The organism is Pseudomonas sp. AM4(2022) (assembly GCF_036346515.1).
Taxonomy (GTDB): Bacteria; Pseudomonadota; Gammaproteobacteria; order Pseudomonadales; family Pseudomonadaceae; genus Aquipseudomonas; species Aquipseudomonas paracarnis.
Genome location: NZ_JAOTNW010000006.1, coordinates 206,585 through 224,631, shown reverse-complemented (window position 1 = coordinate 224,631; position 18,047 = coordinate 206,585). Strand labels below are relative to the sequence as shown.

Here is an 18,047-nt window from a genome sequence, read left to right as displayed (position 1 = left end):
GAAGGCGGTGTGTCAGTTACTGCATCTGTAACTGCACCACCGCTTTCGCAGGCAAGCCAGCTCCCACAGGGTTCTGCGGCGCCTGGGCAGGAAAGTTTTTTCTGTGAAAACCCTTGCAACCCCATGCCCGGTCAGAAAATTCTTTCTGGTTATATAAACATTCTTAAATAGTATTTTTAAGAATATCCGCGCTTATCTACTATCGCTCTCACGCCGCAAGCAGTGCCGCCACTGCCAGGCACTTCTCATTTCAGGAGCGAGACCATGAGCGCATCTCTACGTAGCGTTGACGGCCAGGACGAAGCAGCCATTTTGCGTGAAATCCAGAGCGCCCTGCGCGACCTGCGGTTTGGCGCGGTGGAAATCACCGTACACAACGCCCAAGTGGTACAGATCGAACGCAAGGAAAAATTCCGTCTGCAGAACCCCGGTAACAAACCGAGCTGAGCAAGAACGGCGATAGACCCGCAATTACAAGAAAAGCCAACACTCAAGAATTTCAGGAGCTTCTATGTCGTCGATTCGCCGTTATGCCTTGGCCGCATTGGCCAGTGCCGTGTTTGCCGGTTCCGCCGTTGCCAAGGACTACGAGTTGCTCAACGTCTCGTACGACCCCACCCGTGAGCTGTACCAGGACTACAACGCTGAATTCACCAGCTTCTGGAAACAGTCCCACCCCGGCGACAACGTCAAGATCCAGCAGTCCCACGGTGGCTCGGGCAAACAAGGCCGGGCGGTGATCGATGGCCTGCGCGCCGACGTCGTCACCCTGGCCCTGGCCGGTGACATCGACGAAATCGCCAAGCTGGGCAAAACCCTGCCGGAGAACTGGCAGACCCGCCTGCCGGACGCCAGCACGCCGTACACTTCCACCATTGTGTTCCTGGTGCGCAAGGGCAACCCCAAGGGCATCAAGGACTGGGGCGACCTGATCAAGAAAGACGTGTCGGTGATCACGCCCAACCCGAAAACCTCCGGCGGTGCACGCTGGAACTTCCTCGCCGCCTGGGCCTACGGCCTCAAGGCCGGCGGCAGCGAAGCCAAGGCCCAGGAATACGTCAAAGAGCTGTTCAAGCACGTCCCGATACTGGACACCGGCGCGCGCGGTTCTACCATTACCTTCGTCAACAACGGCCAGGGTGATGTGCTGCTGGCATGGGAAAACGAGGCGTTCCTCGCCTTGAAGGAAGACGGCGGCGCCGACAAGTTCGACATCGTCGTGCCGTCCCTGTCGATCCTGGCGGAACCGCCTGTGGCCGTGGTCGACAAGAACGCCGAGAAAAAGGGCAACACCGAGATCGCCACGGCGTACCTCAACCACCTGTACAGCCCGGCGGGCCAGGAGATTGCGGCGAAGAACTTCTACCGTCCACGGGATGAAAAAGTCGCCGCCAAATACGCCCAGCAGTTCCCGAAACTGGACCTGGTGACTATCGACAAAGACTTCGGCGGCTGGAAAACTGCCCAACCGAAATTCTTCAATGACGGTGGCGTGTTCGACCAGATCTACACGGCGCAATAAGCCAAAGTACCTGTAGGAGCGAGCTTGCTCGCGAAGATCTTCAACGATAACGCGTACAGGCTGAATGAGCGCGGTGCCTTTGAGTTCTTCGCGAGCAAGCTCGCTCCTACAGTAGTGTTTACCCTTTAACCAAGGACTCTTATGTCGCGTCGTATCTCCCCCGTCATACCCGGCTTCGGGCTGACGCTGGGCTACACCGTGGTGTACCTCAGCCTGATCGTACTCATCCCCCTGGCGGCGATGTTTGTACACGCCGCTCAACTCACCTGGGATCAGTTCTGGAACATCATTTCCGCACCTCGCGTACTGGCGGCCTTGAAGCTGAGCTTCAGCACCGCGCTGTACGCCGCACTCATCAACGGCGTGATCGGCACGCTGCTGGCCTGGGTGCTGGTGCGCTACACCTTCCCCGGGCGCAAGGTCATCGACGCGATGATCGACCTGCCGTTCGCCCTGCCCACCGCCGTCGCCGGTATCGCGCTGACGGCGCTGTACGCGCCCAACGGCCTGGTTGGCCAGTTTGCCGCCGACCTGGGTTTCAAGATCGCCTACACCCCCCTGGGTATCACCCTGGCGCTGACGTTCGTTACGTTGCCCTTCGTGGTGCGCACGGTGCAGCCGGTACTGGCCGATATCCCCCGGGAAATCGAAGAGGCCGCCGCCTGCCTCGGTGCCAAGCCGTTGCAAGTGTTCCGCTACATCCTCGTGCCGGCATTGTTGCCCGCCTGGCTGACCGGTTTCGCCCTGGCGTTTGCCCGAGGCGTGGGTGAGTACGGTTCGGTGATCTTCATTGCCGGCAACATGCCGATGAAAACCGAAATCCTGCCATTGCTGATCATGGTCAAGCTCGACCAATACGACTACCGCGGCGCCACCTCCATTGGTGTGCTGATGCTGGTGGTGTCCTTTGTCTTGCTGCTGCTGATCAACCTGTTGCAGCGGCGCATCGAACGTCCATAAGGAGGCGCGGAACATGTCCCAATCGTCTATTTCCGCCGCGTCCTCGGCCAACGCCGCCCGCCGTGGCAGCGCGACCTCGCGACGTATCCTGATCGGCCTTGGCTGGCTGGTATTCGTGCTGTTCCTGCTGCTGCCGTTGCTGGTGGTGGTGTCCCAGGGCTTAAAGAACGGCCTCGGCACCTTCTTCACCGCAATCCTTGAACCAGACGCGCTGTCGGCGCTGAAACTCACGGTGATCGCCGTGCTGATTTCGGTGCCGCTCAACCTGGTGTTCGGCGTCAGCGCCGCCTGGTGCGTGAGCAAGTACTCGTTCCGTGGCAAGAGCATCCTGGTCACGCTGATCGACCTGCCGTTCTCGGTCTCGCCGGTGATCGCCGGCCTGGTGTACGTGTTGATGTTCGGCGCCCAGGGCTTCTTCGGGCCGTGGCTGCAAGAGCATGACATCCAGATCGTGTTCGCCCTGCCGGGCATCGTGCTGGCGACCATCTTCGTCACCGTGCCGTTCGTGGCCCGTGAGTTGATCCCGCTGATGCAGGAGCAGGGCACCCAGGAAGAAGAAGCCGCGCGCCTGCTGGGCGCCAATGGCTGGCAGATGTTCTGGCACGTCACCGTGCCGAACATCAAGTGGGGCCTGATCTACGGCGTGGTGCTGTGTACGGCACGGGCCATGGGTGAGTTCGGCGCGGTGTCGGTGGTGTCAGGTCACATTCGCGGCGTCACCAACACGCTGCCGCTGCATGTCGAGATTCTTTACAACGAATACAACCACGTTGCCGCGTTTGCGGTGGCCAGCCTGTTGCTGATCCTGGCGCTCTTCATCCTGCTGCTCAAGCAGTGGAGCGAGAACCGAATCAACCGCCTGCGCAACAGCGCGGGTGAGGAATAAGTCATGTCGATCGAAGTCCGTAATGTCAGCAAAAACTTCAACGCCTTCAAGGCCCTGGACAGCATCAACCTGGATATCCAGAGTGGCGAGCTGGTGGCGTTGCTGGGCCCGTCCGGCTGCGGCAAGACCACGCTGCTGCGCATCATTGCCGGCCTGGAAACCCCGGATGCTGGCAGCATCGTGTTCCATGGCGAAGACGTCTCCGGCCACGATGTGCGTGATCGCAACGTGGGCTTTGTGTTCCAGCACTACGCGTTGTTCCGTCACATGACCGTGTTCGACAACGTCGCTTTCGGCCTGCGCATGAAGCCGAAAAACCAGCGCCCCACCGAAAGCCAGATCGCGAGCAAGGTTCATGAGCTGCTGAACATGGTGCAGCTTGATTGGTTGTCCGACCGTTACCCGGAACAACTCTCCGGTGGCCAGCGCCAGCGTATCGCCCTGGCCCGCGCCCTGGCGGTGGAGCCCAAGGTGTTGCTGCTCGACGAACCCTTCGGCGCCCTCGACGCCAAGGTGCGTAAAGAACTGCGCCGCTGGCTGGCGCGCCTGCACGAAGACATTAACCTGACCTCGGTATTCGTGACCCACGACCAGGAAGAGGCCATGGAAGTTGCCGACCGTATCGTGGTGATGAACAAGGGCGTGATCGAGCAGATCGGTTCACCGGGCGACGTCTACGAAAACCCGGCCAGCGATTTTGTTTATCACTTCCTGGGTGACTCCAACCGCTTGCATTTGGGTGAAGACCAGCACGTGCTGTTCCGCCCTCACGAAGTGTCGTTGTCACGCCATGAACTGGAAGATCACCATGCGGCGCAAGTGCGGGATATTCGGCCGTTGGGCGCGACCACGCGGGTTACGCTCAAGGTTGAGGGCCAAAGTGAACTGATCGAGGCTGAAGTGGTGAAAGACCATGACAGCCTCACCGGCCTGGCGCGGGGCGAGACCCTGTTCTTCAAACCCAAAACCTAAGCCCAACACAAAACTCCTGTGGGAGCTGGCTTGCCTGCGAAAGCGGTAGTGCAGTAACAGATGCAGTGATTGACACACCGCATTCGCGAGCAAGCCCGCTCCCACATTTAGACCTCGCTTGGCTTAAGGTCGCGGCGAGTCATGGGCCCCGAACGCTCTTCAATCTGCCGCTTGAGGTCCTGCCGCAACCCCAGCAAAAACGCCAACTCCGCCACCACAAACAACGGCCCCACGATCAGCCCCGACACATCGTCCACAAACGCAGGCTTCCTGCCTTCGTAGTAATGCCCGACGAACTGAATCACCCAGCCCACCACAAACATCCCCACGCCGCTGCTCAGCCACACCGCCGTGCTTTGCGTCGCCAGCACATGCCCGGCCCACACCGACAAGCCCATCAGCACCGTCATCAGCACCCCCAGGGCCAGTTCCAGGCGCAGATAAAAACACGCCGAAAACAACGCCAGCAGCACCGCAGGTGATAGCCACAGCCCGCCCACTGACCATTCGGGGCGCGACAGCAGCACGGCCACCGCCACTACAATCAACGGAATACCGATGAAGTGGCTGGCGATGTTGCGTGGGTCGCGGTGGTACGCGGCGTATTGACTGAGGTGGTCGACGAGGCTTTTCATTGTTGTTCCTCCTGTAGGATGTTTGATCATGCCCTGTCAGTCGGTGCCTAACTGTCAACTGGGCGACAATCTTCGGAGTTCGCATGGACACAGCGACATGGCACGCGCAACTGGCTCGCGGTCATTGGTTCAGCCATTTGCCGCCTGACTTGCAGCGTAGCTTGCTGGAGGCGGCGCGGTTGCGTGTGCTGACCGCGGGGCAGTACCTGTTCAAGCGCGGTGACCCGCCGTGCGGCGTGTATGCGGTGCTGGAAGGCACGGTGCGCATCAGTGCGGTCAGTGCCCAAGGCAAGGAAGCGGTGTTGAGCCTGGTGGAAACGCCCTACTGGTTCGGCGAGATCTGCCTGTTCGACAATCTGCCGCGCACCCACGATGCCCTGGCCACCGGCCCATGCAGGCTGTTGCAGGTACCGCAGGCGGCGATGCTCGGCATTCTCGAACAGCATCCGCTGTTCTGGCGGGAGATGGCGCTGTTGATGAGCCATAAACTGCGGCTGTCGTTGATCAATATCGAACAGATAAGCCTGATGCCCGCCTCAAAGCGGCTGGCCCATCGGCTGTTGATGATCGCCCAAGGCTACGGCGAAGTGGAGCAGGCGCGCCGCGTGCTGCAACTGCCCCAGGAAGACCTGGCGGCGATGCTGGGCCTGTCGCGCCAGACTATCAACAGTCTGCTCAAAGCGCTGGAGCAACAGGGCATTATCGGCTTGAGTTACGGCGCCATCGAGATACGCGACCTCAATGGGCTGCGGCTGGCCGCGGGCCTATGAACCGCGATAGGTGGAGAAGCCGTAAGGGCTGAGCAGCAGCGGGATGTGGTAGTGCTGGTCGGCTTGCTTGACCTGGAAAATCACCGGCACCTCGGGGAAGAACGTCTCGCGGTTAGCCTTCTTGTAGTAATCGCCGGTCTTGAACACCACGCGGTACTCGCCCGGCTGCATGCTGCGGTTGGCCGGGAACAGCTCGGCGATGCGGCCTTGCTGGTTGGTCACACCTTCAGACAGCGACTGCCATTTATCGCCCACGTGCTGTTCCAGGGTCACGTTGACACCGGCGCTTGGCAGGCCGTTTTCCAGGTTGAGTACGTGCACGCTCAGCGGGTTGCCGTCGGCCAGGGCCAGGTTGCACAGGCCACTCAGGCTCAGTGCGGCGAGGGTCATGCTCAAGGTTTTCATCGCGAAGTCCTTTTAAGGGAAGTGGAATCAAGGGGTGATTTTCAAGCCCAGTTGCTCGGCGGCCTGCACGGTGCAGGCTTCATCCTGCGCGGCGCCACCGGCACCGGCGATGCCTAGCGCACCGACCAGTTCGGCGTCGGCAAACAGCGGCACGCCACCGCCGAGCAACAGCAGCTCGGGCAAGCTGTTGAGGTTGGCGGCCTCGGGGTTATTGCGCGCCCGTTCGGCAAACAGCCGGGTCGGGGTTTTTGTCGACAGCGCCGTGTACGCCTTGCGTTGGCTGGCGAGGCTGTTGTGCGGGCCGACACCATCAGCGCGCAGGCCCAGCAACAGGTTGCCACCGCGGTCGAGTATGGTCAGCGCTGCGGTGCAATGGGCCAGGCTGGCGTCGGCCAGTTGGCGAGCGGTGTGCAAATCCAGCTCGGCGTGGCGTGGCAATTGCGGCGTCGCCTGGGCGGCGGTGGCCACGGCGAGGCTCAGGAACAAGGCAGTGCGGTACATAGTGAGGGCTCCAGAAAGCAGGCCGTCACGGTAACCAGCGGACGCGGACAAAAGCCGCACAATTGGATGACAGGTTTGTAATCAAACTCAGGGAATTTTGGTGGTTGTACTGGCCTCATCGCAGGCAAGCCCCACATGATGTGAACCCATTCCCCTGTGGGAGCTGGCTTGCCTGCGATGAGGCCCTTCCTACTGCAACCCGTCGCGAAACTGCCCCGGCGTCATCCCCGTCCAGCGCTTGAACGCACGATTGAAACTGCTGGTATCGGCAAACCCCAGCAAATGGCTGATCTCGGCCAATGAGCACTGCGGGTCGCGCAGGTGCAATAACGCCAGGTTTTGCCGGCATTCATTGAGCAGGGCGTCAAACCGGCACCCTTCATCGGCCAGATGCCGCTGCAAGCTGCGCAGGCTCAAGTGCAGCGCTTGGGCGATGCGTTCGGCGCTTGGCTCGCCGTCCGGCAATTGCGCCTCGATGGCGGCGCGCACCTTGCGCTCCCAGGTCAGCGGTTGCAGTTGGGCGAGGGTGCGCTTGAGCACGGTTTCGTTGTGTTCGGCCAGCTCCGGGTTGGCGTCGTCCAGGTGGCTGTCGAAGTCGCTGGCGGCGAATTCCAGGCGGTCTTCGTCGGCGGCAAACCATACCGGCGCGCGAAATACCCTGTGCCACGGCTTGGGGTCGGCGGGCTCCTGGCGCCGCAGGTAAACGGCCAACGGCGCATAGTCGCGCCCGAGGCGGTTGCGGCAGGTGCGTACGTAGATCGCCGCAAACGCATCGATCGCTTCCGGCGCGGGCGCAGGGCTGCCTGGGGGTTGGAGCAGGCGAAAACGGTAGACGTCGTCGTGGCGGCTCAGCTCCAGGTCCAGGGCATCACTGACCACCTGGTGATAGCGCACGATGCGCTCGAACACCTCGCGCAAGCTGCCGCTGGCCACCAATGCGTAACCTAGCGCATGAAAGGTGGTGGGGCTGACAAACCGCGACACCCGCAACCCAATCGCCGGGTCGCCACTGGCCTGTACCGCCAGCGCCCATAAGCGCGTGGTGGCCGACAACCGGTAGCGGGCATTGGGGTCGTCCATCTGCTGCGGGTCGAGCCCGGCCTCGGCGCACAGCGCGGCGCTGTCGAGGCCCAAGGCGTCGAGCTGCTTGCGCAGGGCACGGGTCCAGCTGGCGAGGGAAGTGGGTTCGGTCATGGCAATTGGCGCTTGTGGTCAACAGATTGGCGTGCGCGGCTAGCGTCCTGCGCTAGGGTTAGGTGCAGGATTCAGGCATCACTTCACAAGAGAATGGAAGCATGGACGGTACTTCTGCAAGCCCCCAGCCGTTGAACGCACAACAGCGTTCGGCACATATCCGCGAGGTCGTGATGGCCGAAGGCGTGCGCTTGCGCCAGCGGCACCCCTGGTTGTTGCATCAGGACGCACTGGGCGCAGGCATCCTGGCCTTTGCCCTGCTGGGCATGTTCGGCTCGGCAGCGCTCTATATCAGCGGTCATATGGCCTGGTGGGTGTGTCTGCTGCTCAATGCCTTCTTCGCCTCGCTCACCCACGAGCTGGAACACGACCTGATCCACAGCATGTACTTTCGCAAACAGCGCGTGCCCCACAACCTGATGATGGGCCTGGTATGGCTGGCACGGCCAAGCACCATCAACCCATGGATACGCCGGCATTTGCACCTCAACCATCACAAGGTCTCGGGCACCGAGGCCGACATGGAAGAGCGCGCGATCACCAATGGCGAACCCTGGGGCATCGCGCGGTTGCTGATGGTGGGGGACAACATGATGTCGGCCTTGATCCGCCTGTTGCGCGCCAAGACCTGGCCGCACAGGTTCAGCATCCTCAAGCGCGTGCTGCTGGTGTACGCACCGCTGGCCTTGCTGCATTGGGGCGCGTGGTACGTCTTCCTGGGCTTTCATGCCGCCAATGGGATTGCCAGTTTGATGGGCGCGCCCATTCAGTGGTCAGCCGGTACCTTGCAGGTGATGCAGGTGATCGATATCGCTGCGGTGGTGATCATCGGCCCGAATGTGTTGCGCACCTTCTGCCTGCACTTTGTCAGCTCCAACATGCACTACTACGGCGATGTGGAGCTGGGCAATGTGATCCAGCAAACCCAAGTGCTGAACCCTTGGTGGCTGTGGCCGTTGCAGGCGTTCTGCTTCAACTTCGGCAGCACCCATGGCATCCATCACTTTGTGGTGAAAGAGCCGTTCTACATCCGCCAGATGACCACCAAGGTGGCGCATAAGGTGATGGCCGAGATGGGGGTGCGCTTCAATGATTTTGGCACCTTTGCCCGCGCCAACCGCTTCGAGCGACTCGAGCAGGCACACAGCGATTTAGCTCACCTCAGCAGGCAATAAACGCCAGGGGCAAATCGCGAATCTGTTCGCGCACGGGCGGTTGGTAGTGGTCATCGCTGATCAGTTCGTGCAGCAGTTCTTCGCGCAGTTGGTGGAATTCAAAACTGCTGCGCTGGCGCGGATGGGGCAGGGCGATGTCGACTATTTGCTTGATGCGCCCGGGCCTGGGCTCCATCACCACCACGCGGTCGGCGAGGAAAATCGCCTCTTCCACGTCATGGGTGACCAGCACCGTGGTGATCCTGGCGCGGGCGCGAATTGCCAACAGTTCATCCTGCATCTGCTGGCGGGTCAGCGCGTCGAGGGCGCCGAAGGGCTCGTCCAGCAACAGGATGCGCGGGCTGGCCACCAGGCCGCGGGCAATCGCCACCCGTTGCGCCATGCCGCCGGAGAGTTGGTGGGGGTAGGCGCGGGTGAAGTCGGTGAGGCCCACCAGCTCGATAAAATCACCGATGCGCCGCGTGCGCTCGGCCTCGCTCAGCGGCTCGTTGACCAGGCCCAGGCCGATGTTTTGCGCCACGGTCAGCCATGGGAACAGCCGGTGTTCCTGGAACACAATGCCGCGTTCGCCGCCGATCCCGCTGACGGCGTTGCCATCCACCCGGATCTCGCCGCGATACTGCGTATCGAGCCCCACCAACAGGCGCAGCAGGGTGGACTTGCCGCAACCGCTGGCGCCGACAATCGCGACAAATTCCCCTTCGGCCACCTCCAGGTTGAATTCGCGGATGGCTTCCAGTTCGAAGCCATCGACGTCGAAGGACTTGCCCACGTGGTTGAAGCTGACAATCGATGCGTTCATGCGTGTCTCCAGCGAGTGGCGCGGGTTTCGAGGCGTTGGCCGAGCAGGTTGAGGGTGGCGCCGGTGAGGCCGACCAGCAGCATGCCGCTCATGATCAGGTCCATGCGCAGCAGCTGTTGGGCACCGATCATCAGGCTGCCGATGCCGCCATTGGAGGGCATGAAATATTCGGCGCCGAGGGTGCCCATCCACGCGTAGATCAGGCTCAGGCGCAGGCCGGCGAAAATCCCCGACGCAGCGCCCGGCAGCACCAGGCGGCGCAGGCGTTGCCAGAGGTTCAGGCGCAGCACCTGCGCGGCTTCGCGCAGCTGGGGCGACAGGTTGAGCACGCTGCGCTGGGTGGCGATAAACAACGGGAAGAAGGCGGCGAGGGCGATAAACACCCACTTGGCCAGTTCACCCAGGCCGAACCAGGCGGTCAACAGCGGCACCCAGGCGAAAATCGCAATCTGACGCAGCGCGGACAAGGTTGGGCCGAGCAGTCGTTCACTGCGCCGCGACAACCCCAGCCATAAGCCCATGGCAAACCCCAGGCTGCCGCCGAGCAGCAAGCCGCCCAGGGCCCGGCCCAGGCTTTTGCCCAGGGCGGTAGTCAGGCTGCCATCCAGCCCGCCGGCCAGGGTGGTTTGCAGCACGGTCCAGGGGCTGACCAGAATGTTCGGGTCTACCCAGCCCTGTTGCGTCGCTGCCTGCCACAGCGCCAACAACAGCAAGGGTAACAACCAGGGCTGCAGGCGTTGCCAGCCTTCATAGTGTGGCCCGCGGCGGATCTGCGCAGTGGCGGGGTGAGGCCAGTGCACCCACTTGCGATCCAGCCAGCCGATGCCGCGGTCCATCACCACACCCAGCACGCCAATGACCACGATGCACACGAAGACGATATCGAGCATGAACAACTGGCGCGCCCACACCATCAGGTAGCCGATGCCTTCGCTGGAGGCCAGCAACTCCACGGCCAGCAGGGAGGTCCAGCCGGCGGCCAGGGCCAGACGCACGCCGGCCATGAACGCAGGCAGTGCGGCGGGCAGGACCAGGCGGCGGATCAGCAAGTGGCCAGGCAGGCGCAGTACACGGGCGGCTTCGCGCAGGTTGGGCTGGGCGTCGCGAACGCCCACCAGGGTATGCAGGGTCACGGGCACCACGATGGCCTTGACCAGCACCACCAGTTTGAGGGTTTCGCCAATGCCGAAAAACACCATGAACAGAGGAATCCAGGCCAGGGTCGGCACTTGCGCCAGCGCGCTGAAGGTCGGGAATACCAAGCGCTCGGCGCGCGCACTGAAGCCCAGGAACGCACCCAGTATCGCGCCGGCACTGATACCGGCCAGCAGGCCCCAGAACAGGCGCTGCAAGCTGATCGCCAGATGGCTCCATAACTCGCCGCCGGCCAGTTCCACCGCACTGCTCCACACCAGGGCGGGGGTGGGCAGAATCTGCTCGCTCATCCAATGATTGCGGCTGGCCAGCCACCATAAGGCAAACAGCGTGAGCGGCAGCAGCCACGGCAATAAACGCTCGCCCAGCTGCGGCCAGCGCGACGCGAAGCCTTTGGACGGGGCCGCCAGCGGCAGGCTCAGAAGTGAAATCCGGGCCATGGAGGACCTCCGAATGCGTTATGTGATTTCGATCTTATAAAAGTGTGATCAAGATGATTGCGTGATAAGAAAAGTCATTTAAAGCCTCACGCCCTCACGCATCCAATGCATTCGAAGAATATTTTCGATGCTGTTTGTGCATACCCCGCTGGAGCCTGCGTGTTTTCTTGCATAGTTCTAAAAGCTATTAAATTGTAAATTTATAGTATTTAAAGTTTTGTTCAGTCTGTGCCTACTTTTTGCTCCCCAGGCGACCGTCGCCCACCAGGAGCTGCGCTTATGAAACTGCCCTTTAAACGTCTGATCAGCCTGTTCGCCGGCACCGCCCTGGCCGGGTTGGTGCATGCTGCCGACCTCAAGGAAATCCGCATCGCAGTGCCCGACCTCAGTGCCGGCAGCCAGCACAGCGGCGGTGGCATCACCGACGTGTTGCGTGAACAGCAGATCTTTGAAAAAGCCTTTGCCGACCAAGGCATCCAGATCCAGTGGAATTACTTCAAGGGCGCCGGCCCGGTGATCAATGAAGCGTTCGCCAACGGCCAGGTGGACCTGGCCTATCTGGGCGACCTGGCAGCGATCATCGGCCGCTCCAATGGCCTGGATACGCGGCTGCTCAGCGCCTCTGCACGAGGAGTGAAACACTACCTCGGCGTGGTACCGGGCTCCGGCATCAAGACCTTGCAAGACCTCAAGGGCAAGCGCGTGGCGGTGTTCCGAGGCACGGCCAGCCAGCTGTCGTTCGACAGCGCATTGGCCAGCCAGGGCTTGAGCGAGAAGGACCTGAAGGTGATCAACCTGGATTTCAACGCGGCCGCTGCCGCCCTGGCCGCCAAGCAGATTGACGCCACCTGGGGCGGTTCCACCCTGACGGCGTTGCAGGCCAAAGGTTTGGCAGAGATACCGCTGACCACCAAGGACCTGGGCGATGCCGGCAGCATCCAGGCCGTGCTGGTGGGCAGCGCCAAATTCGTCGATGAACACCCAGACGCCGTGGCCACGTTGCTCAAGGCTCAGCAGCAAGCGGTGCAGTGGTTGACCGATGACAACAACAAACAGGCGTACATCGCGCTGGTGTCAGGGCTGGCCAGTTACCCGCCGGTGATCCTCACCAATGATTTGAAAGACCAGAAACTCAGCGAAGTTTTCCCCTCCACACTGGACCCGGTGTTCCTTGGCAAATTGCAGGATGCGGTGGACTTGGCGTCCAGGGAAAAGTTGATTCGCAAGTCGTTTCAGGTGAGTGATTGGGTGGCGCCTGGGTTGGTGGCGGCTGGGCTCTGAGCTTGTCGGTGCCTGGGCTATCGCTATCGCAGGCAAGCCAGCTCCCACACTTGAATGTGTACACCGCTCAAATGTGGGAGCTGGCTTGCCTGCGATGAGGCCCTTCAAACCGCCACACTTACCTGCTGGCTATCCACCTCCACCAACGTCTCGATCATCGCCTTCGCCGCCGGCGACAACCGCGACCCCGTGCGGCTGACAATGCCGCAGCGTGCACTCAGGGTGTCCATGTGCTGCGGCAAGTTGCGCCAGTGCAGCAGCACCAGCGCCCCCCTGGCAATGTCCTCGGCAAAGGCTTCTTCAGTGCCGACGCCGATGGCATTGGTTTGCAGCACGATGCTCACCAGTGCCGGGAAGTGCTCGGTCTGGATACTCGGGGAAAAATCCATACGCCCACTCAGGTTCGCCAGCAGTTTGCGAATGCCCTGGGAGATCAGCGGCGCCGCCAGCGGGTAGTCGAACATATCGTTGGTGGACAGGCTGTCCTTGGCCAGCAAGGGGTGGCCGGGGCGGCAGAAAAACACCCCGCGTTTGGGCGTGAGTGCGCGGGTCTGGAAGTTCGGGTCGGCCTCGAACTGGCGGATGTCGGCGATAAAGAATTCGATCTCTTCACGGCTCAAGCGGCGGCTAAGGGTTTCCCAGTTATCCACCTGAAACGTGGTGCGGATTTTCGGGTGGGCGCTGATAAACCGCGCCACCGCATCCGGCACCAGTTTCACGGCTGGCGCCGGGCCACAGCCGAAGCGCAGGTCGCCAGCGTCGAGCTTGGTCATGCGCGTCACTTCACTGCTCAGCAGCGCTGCGCCATGCACCAGGCTCAGGGCGTGCTGCAACACCACCTGGCCTTCCGGCGTGGGGCGCAAGTCCTTGTGGCCACGGTCTACCAACACGCAACCGAACTCCTGTTCCAGCCCCTGGATGCTGCGGCTGAACGCTGGTTGGGTGATGCCCATGGCGTCCGCGGCACGCACGAAACTGCGGTGTTCGTTGAGGGCGATGAAGTAGCGCAGTTGGCGAAGATCCATATGCTTTCCCGGCATTTTAAAAATAGGTCGAAGGCATTTGCGACCGAGCAAGCTGAGGTTTTAAATGCAAGCTCTTATTCCGTCAACGAAGCATTCATTCATTTGCTAGACCTAAATTGCATATGGATAGAGCGTTGCTGGAAGCGTCCCCCACCATTTCGCAGGCACATGAGGGTCATCACAATGAGCAACGCCGCATTAGCCGTTCAACCCGTCGCCCAACCACTCGATATTCACCCGGTAGCCGGGCGGATCGGCGCCGAAATCCGTGGCATCAAACTGTCCGGTGAGCTGGATGCCGCCACCGTCGAGGCCATCCAGCAGGCGCTGGTGCAATACAAGGTGATCTTCTTCCGCGAACAAACCCATCTCGACGACCAGAGCCAGGAAGCCTTTGCTCACCTGCTCGGCGAGCCGATTGCCCACCCGACGGTGCCGGTGCGGGATGGCACGCGGTTCCTGATGGAGTTGGATGGCACCCGTGGCCAGCGCGCCAATTCCTGGCACACCGACGTGACTTTCGTCGATGCCTACCCTAAGGCTTCGATCCTGCGTTCGGTGCTGGCGCCGGCTTCCGGCGGGGACACCGTATGGGCCAACACAGCCGCGGCCTACAACGACCTCAGCGTGGAGCTGCGCGCACTGGCTGACCACCTGTGGGCGGTGCACAGCAACGAATACGACTATGCCGCCCGCAAGCCGGATGTGGCGGTGGAGAAGCTGGAGGAATACCGCAAAGTGTTCACTTCCACGGTGTACGAAACCGAACACCCGGTGGTGCGCGTGCATCCGGTCAGCGGTGAGAAAACCCTGCTGTTGGGGCACTTCGTCAAACGCCTGAAAGGCTACTCACAGGCAGAGTCGGCGCAGTTGTTCAACCTGCTGCAAGGCCACGTCACCCGCCTGGAAAACACCGTGCGCTGGCGCTGGAACACCGGTGACGTGGCGATCTGGGATAACCGCGCCACCCAGCATTACGCGGTGGACGACTACGGCACCCAGGAGCGCATCGTGCGCCGGGTTACGCTCAAGGGGGATGTGCCGGTGGGGGTGCAGGGGCAATCAAGCAAAACCACTAAAGGTCTTTAAGCCGGGTGAGGATTAAAAATGTGGGAGCGGGCTTGCTCGCGAATGCATTGGGTCAGTTGATGAATACTTCGACTGATACCGCGCATTCGCGAGCAAGCCCGCTCCCACATTTGGATTCATGGTGTTTACCAGACTCCGATCTTCACCACTTTCTCTGCCTCTGGCTCACCATAACGAAACCACTGCCCGCGTACTTCAACCTCCGTGTGGCTGATGGTGGTGCGCCGCTTCAAACCGCGTAGCCAGTCGAACAGATAACCCAGGTGCGTCTCGCGCACCTCGGCATAGGCAGGATCGCTGCCCAGGTCGTGCAGTTCTTGCGGGTCGTTTTCCAGGTCGAACAGTTGCGGGCGAAAGCCGTCGTACGCCAGGTACTTCCAGCGCTCGCTGCGCACCATGGTCATGCGGCAACGGTCGATGGGTTGCTCCAGGCGCTCGCGAGCGGGGGCCTGGAAGGCGTAGTCATATTCGGCAATGGCATAGCGGCGCCAGGTGGGTTGTGCGCCCTGCAGCAATGGAATCAATGAGCGGCCTTCCAGGCGATGGTCGGCGGCGGGCAAGCCCAAGGCGTCGAGGAAGGTGGGCAGGGCGTCGATGGTTTCCACCAGGCGCTCGTCTACGGTGCCGCGGCTGATATCGGCGCTGGCACGCGGGTCGCGCACGATCAGCGGTACACCCACCGCAGGCTCCAGCAAGAATTCTTTTTCACCGAGGAAATGATCGCCGAGGAAGTCACCGTGGTCGCTGGTGAACACGATCAGCGTGTCGTCCCAGCGGCCAGTGCTTTGCAGAAAATCGAACAGCCGCCCGAGTTGATCGTCGATCTGTTTGATCAGGCCCATGTAGGTCGGAATCACCGTGAGGCGCACCTCGTCACGGGAAAAATTCTGGCTCTCCTGGTGTTGGCGAAATGCCTGGTACACCGGGTGATCGCTGGTGTGCTCAGGTTGAATCGGCGCCTGCACATGCTCGGTACCGTACAGGGCGTGATAAGGCGCCGGCGCGATGTAGGGCCAGTGCGGCTTGATATACGACAGGTGCAGGCACCAAGGCTGTTCGGCCTGCTCGCGGATAAAGTCGATGGCGCGGTCAGTGGTGTAGACGGTCTCCGAATGCTCCTCGGCCACCCGTGCAGGCTTGCCAGCGTTGCGCATGTGCCAGCCGCTGAGCACTTCGCCATGTTCACCTTCGGCGGCGTTGGCCCATTCATGCCAAGGGTTGCGGCCGCTGTAGCCGTGTTCACGCAAGTACTGGGTGTAGGGCGCGGACTCGCGCTTATCGTCAAACAGCGGGCTGTCGGGGTAGATGCCGTCGTGACGCAGATACGCGTCGAAACCGACCTCATTGAGCGGCTCGGCCTGGGCACTGTCGGGGTCTATCTGCAGGCGCTGCAAGGCCTCAAGGTTTGGCGTGGCGTGGGTCTTGCCCACCAGGGCGGTGCGGATGCCGTAGGGGCGCAGGTAGTCGCCGATCGTCAGCTCTTCGAGCGGCAGCGGCACCGCATTCCAGGCCACCTGATGGCTGCTGACATAGCGCCCGGTGTAGGCCGACATACGCGACGGGCCGCAGATGGTGCCCTGTGTATAGGCCCGACTGAAACGCACGCCAGCGGCGGCCAGGCGGTCGATATTCGGCGTGTGCAGATGGGCATGGCCGTAGCAGGACAGGTAGTCGCGGCGCAGTTGGTCGCACATGATGTAGAGCACGTTGCGCACGGGTTTGGGGTCAGACATAGGAATTTACCGAACGGAGGACAGGTGGGTTTTTTCGCCGTTCGAGGGGCGCTCTGGCAAGTGCATTTGGGGACTGGGTTCGATGCATTGAGTGCATGGGTGTGGCTGCTGACGTCATCGCAGGCAAGCCAGCTCCCACAGTTGAAATGCATTTCCCTGTGGGAGCTGGCTTGCCTGCGATGACGGCCTGACAGCAGATACATATCTACCTGGCACCCCGCGATCAAATGGTGGGAGCAGGCTTACCCGGCGAAGGACCTGATGTGAGCAGCCAGCTCTGCCAGCGCTTTATCATCTGCCCTGGCAGCGTCATGGGAGGAGACATAGCCTTCATAACGCTCAAAATATTTGTCCTGGGTCGAGCTGATTTTTTGAAGGCGCTATCTTCCCCGGTCCCGTGCATCGGGAATAATTTGGCAGGCCTGCGTTCACCGCTGACTCAGACCGCAATATTTTCCAACGCATAAGCATCCTCGTCCCTCTCATCTATCTCCTTGATCTGCTCAATCATCGCCTGCGCCAGCGGCGACAACCGATACCCTGCGCGGCTGACGATTCCGTAGCGGGTGTAGCGCTCCTCCAGGTTTTCGTCCAATCCCTCAATCTGCAAACACACCAGTTCGCCGCGAGCCATGTGCAGCACGTCGCTGTTGGCGCTGACGATGCCGATGGCGTCCGAGCGCAGCACCACGCCCATCAGGCTGTAACCGTTTTCGCATTCCACATTGGGCTGGTAATCCGGCCGGCCGCTGAGGTCGACGATGACTTTGCGCAGGTTCGGCGGGCGGATGGTCACTGCCAGCGGGTAGCTCATCAGTTCGGCGGCGCTGACGCTGTTGCGCGCGGCCAGGGGGTGCCCGGCGCGGCAGCAGAAGTGCCAACGGCGCGGGCGCAGGCGGTGGGTGTGGTAGTCGGGGTTGGCTTCGAAGTGGCGGGTGTCGGCGACGAAGAATTCGAACTCTTCGCTGAGCAGGCGCTTGCTAAGGCTTTGCCAGTCGTCCACCTGGAACTGCACACGGGCCTTGGGGTAGCGCCCGATAAAACTGCCGATGGCACGTGGGATTAACCCAGCTGCCGGCGCGGGGCCGCAACCGAAACGCAGTTCACCGGCTTCCAGGCCGTTGAACTGGCTGATTTCGTTGGCCAGTTGTTGTGCGCCACTGACCAGGCGCCGTGCATGTTCGAGCAGCACCTGGCCTTGCTTGGTGGGCGCCAGGTCTTTGCGGCCACGGTCCACCAGTTGGCAGCCGGCACTGTGTTCCAGGGCCTGGATGCTGCGGCTGAACGCCGACTGCGACAGGTTCACTGCCGTTGCTGCCGCGACGAAACTGCGCTGTTCGGCAAGGGCGATGAAGTGGCGAAGCTGGCGCAGGTCGATATGCATTTTTCACATCAAAAATATCCGGGAAATGCATTGGCTATGCATTACGTCGACTCCTTATAAAGGCTATCTCTTATGCAGTAAATGTTCGTAAAAACATAAATAAATAACCTTTTGGAAT

General features: G+C 61.4%; 18 protein-coding genes and 1 pseudogene. 9 read left to right on the top strand and 10 right to left on the bottom strand.

All coding sequences use genetic code 11. The features are described from left to right. Window positions 1–264 precede the first annotated feature (264 nt). The 5 genes from oscA to ODQ19_RS10785 all read left to right on the top strand — a co-directional run bounded on the left by oscA (window position 265) and on the right by ODQ19_RS10785 (window position 4,340). The gene (gene oscA / locus ODQ19_RS10805; protein ID WP_003170956.1) at window positions 265–447 is read left to right on the top strand and encodes a sulfur starvation response protein OscA; all 183 of its coding nucleotides are present in this window, start codon (window positions 265–267) and stop codon (window positions 445–447) included. Window positions 448–511: 64 nt separating this feature from the next. After that, entirely contained in the window at window positions 512–1,522 is a 1,011-nt protein-coding gene (locus tag ODQ19_RS10800; protein WP_003187562.1) for a sulfate ABC transporter substrate-binding protein, read from the top strand. Between the two features lie 141 nt (window positions 1,523–1,663). Continuing rightward, on the top strand, window positions 1,664–2,482 hold the full coding sequence (gene cysT / locus ODQ19_RS10795; RefSeq protein ID WP_003187564.1) for a sulfate ABC transporter permease subunit CysT: 819 nt from the start codon (window positions 1,664–1,666) through the stop codon (window positions 2,480–2,482). Window positions 2,483–2,495: 13 nt separating this feature from the next. Further along, entirely contained in the window at window positions 2,496–3,368 is an 873-nt protein-coding gene (gene cysW, locus ODQ19_RS10790) for a sulfate ABC transporter permease subunit CysW (protein WP_014716421.1), read from the top strand. Between the two features lie 3 nt (window positions 3,369–3,371). Then, window positions 3,372–4,340, top strand: a complete 969-nt coding sequence (locus ODQ19_RS10785) for a sulfate/molybdate ABC transporter ATP-binding protein (RefSeq protein WP_330210013.1) — start codon at window positions 3,372–3,374, stop codon at window positions 4,338–4,340. Window positions 4,341–4,447: 107 nt separating this feature from the next. On the opposite strand, the gene ODQ19_RS10780 is transcribed toward ODQ19_RS10785, so the two are convergent. After that, complete coding sequence (locus tag ODQ19_RS10780) at window positions 4,448–4,975, bottom strand: Mpo1 family 2-hydroxy fatty acid dioxygenase (protein ID WP_330210012.1); 528 nt, start codon at window positions 4,973–4,975, stop codon at window positions 4,448–4,450. Window positions 4,976–5,058: 83 nt separating this feature from the next. Between ODQ19_RS10780 and ODQ19_RS10775 the strand changes: the two genes are divergently transcribed. After that, window positions 5,059–5,745 carry a Crp/Fnr family transcriptional regulator gene (locus ODQ19_RS10775; RefSeq protein WP_330210011.1) on the top strand — a complete coding sequence of 229 codons (687 nt, stop codon included), beginning with the start codon at window positions 5,059–5,061 and terminating at the stop codon, window positions 5,743–5,745. On the opposite strand, the gene uraH is transcribed toward ODQ19_RS10775, so the two are convergent. The 3 genes from uraH to ODQ19_RS10760 all read right to left on the bottom strand — a co-directional run bounded on the left by uraH (window position 5,740) and on the right by ODQ19_RS10760 (window position 7,845). Beyond that, on the bottom strand, window positions 5,740–6,150 hold the full coding sequence (uraH, locus tag ODQ19_RS10770) for a hydroxyisourate hydrolase (RefSeq protein ID WP_014716425.1): 411 nt from the start codon (window positions 6,148–6,150) through the stop codon (window positions 5,740–5,742). The genes ODQ19_RS10775 and uraH overlap by 6 nt on opposite strands. A 27-nt stretch (window positions 6,151–6,177) precedes the next feature. Next, complete coding sequence (locus ODQ19_RS10765) at window positions 6,178–6,651, bottom strand: GlcG/HbpS family heme-binding protein (RefSeq protein ID WP_330210010.1); 474 nt, start codon at window positions 6,649–6,651, stop codon at window positions 6,178–6,180. 189 nt (window positions 6,652–6,840) lie between these two features. Then, window positions 6,841–7,845: an AraC family transcriptional regulator gene (locus tag ODQ19_RS10760; RefSeq protein WP_330210009.1), complete on the bottom strand. Its 1,005-nt coding sequence runs from the start codon at window positions 7,843–7,845 to the stop codon at window positions 6,841–6,843. Window positions 7,846–7,946: 101 nt separating this feature from the next. On the opposite strand from ODQ19_RS10760, the gene ODQ19_RS10755 reads away from it, so the two are divergent. Next, the gene (locus tag ODQ19_RS10755; RefSeq protein WP_330210008.1) at window positions 7,947–9,020 is read left to right on the top strand and encodes a fatty acid desaturase; all 1,074 of its coding nucleotides are present in this window, start codon (window positions 7,947–7,949) and stop codon (window positions 9,018–9,020) included. Here the strand turns inward: ODQ19_RS10755 and ODQ19_RS10750 are convergent. Further along, entirely contained in the window at window positions 9,007–9,822 is an 816-nt protein-coding gene (locus ODQ19_RS10750) for an ABC transporter ATP-binding protein (RefSeq protein ID WP_330210007.1), read from the bottom strand. The genes ODQ19_RS10755 and ODQ19_RS10750 overlap by 14 nt on opposite strands. After that, on the bottom strand, window positions 9,819–11,417 hold the full coding sequence (locus tag ODQ19_RS10745) for an ABC transporter permease (RefSeq protein WP_330210006.1): 1,599 nt from the start codon (window positions 11,415–11,417) through the stop codon (window positions 9,819–9,821). The genes ODQ19_RS10750 and ODQ19_RS10745 overlap by 4 nt, the downstream gene beginning before the upstream one ends. A 279-nt stretch (window positions 11,418–11,696) precedes the next feature. Here ODQ19_RS10745 and ODQ19_RS10740 point away from each other — a divergent pair, with 279 nt between their 5' ends. Further along, the gene (locus ODQ19_RS10740) at window positions 11,697–12,698 is read left to right on the top strand and encodes an ABC transporter substrate-binding protein (RefSeq protein WP_330210005.1); all 1,002 of its coding nucleotides are present in this window, start codon (window positions 11,697–11,699) and stop codon (window positions 12,696–12,698) included. A 104-nt stretch (window positions 12,699–12,802) separates the two neighbouring features. On the opposite strand, the gene ODQ19_RS10735 is transcribed toward ODQ19_RS10740, so the two are convergent. Continuing rightward, window positions 12,803–13,723: a LysR family transcriptional regulator gene (locus tag ODQ19_RS10735; RefSeq protein WP_116666344.1), complete on the bottom strand. Its 921-nt coding sequence runs from the start codon at window positions 13,721–13,723 to the stop codon at window positions 12,803–12,805. Between the two features lie 183 nt (window positions 13,724–13,906). Here ODQ19_RS10735 and ODQ19_RS10730 point away from each other — a divergent pair, with 183 nt between their 5' ends. After that, on the top strand, window positions 13,907–14,812 hold the full coding sequence (locus ODQ19_RS10730) for a TauD/TfdA dioxygenase family protein (RefSeq protein ID WP_116666343.1): 906 nt from the start codon (window positions 13,907–13,909) through the stop codon (window positions 14,810–14,812). Between the two features lie 125 nt (window positions 14,813–14,937). On the opposite strand, the gene ODQ19_RS10725 is transcribed toward ODQ19_RS10730, so the two are convergent. From ODQ19_RS10725 to ODQ19_RS10715, 3 genes and pseudogenes are all read right to left on the bottom strand, one after another. Further along, window positions 14,938–16,545, bottom strand: a complete 1,608-nt coding sequence (locus ODQ19_RS10725) for an alkaline phosphatase family protein (RefSeq protein WP_116666342.1) — start codon at window positions 16,543–16,545, stop codon at window positions 14,938–14,940. A 242-nt stretch (window positions 16,546–16,787) separates the two neighbouring features. Further along, window positions 16,788–16,963, bottom strand: a pseudogene (locus ODQ19_RS10720) (diadenosine tetraphosphate hydrolase); the annotation flags it as partial. A 21-nt stretch (window positions 16,964–16,984) separates the two neighbouring features. Further along, window positions 16,985–17,929: a LysR family transcriptional regulator gene (locus ODQ19_RS10715; protein ID WP_330210004.1), complete on the bottom strand. Its 945-nt coding sequence runs from the start codon at window positions 17,927–17,929 to the stop codon at window positions 16,985–16,987. Window positions 17,930–18,047 lie beyond the last annotated feature (118 nt).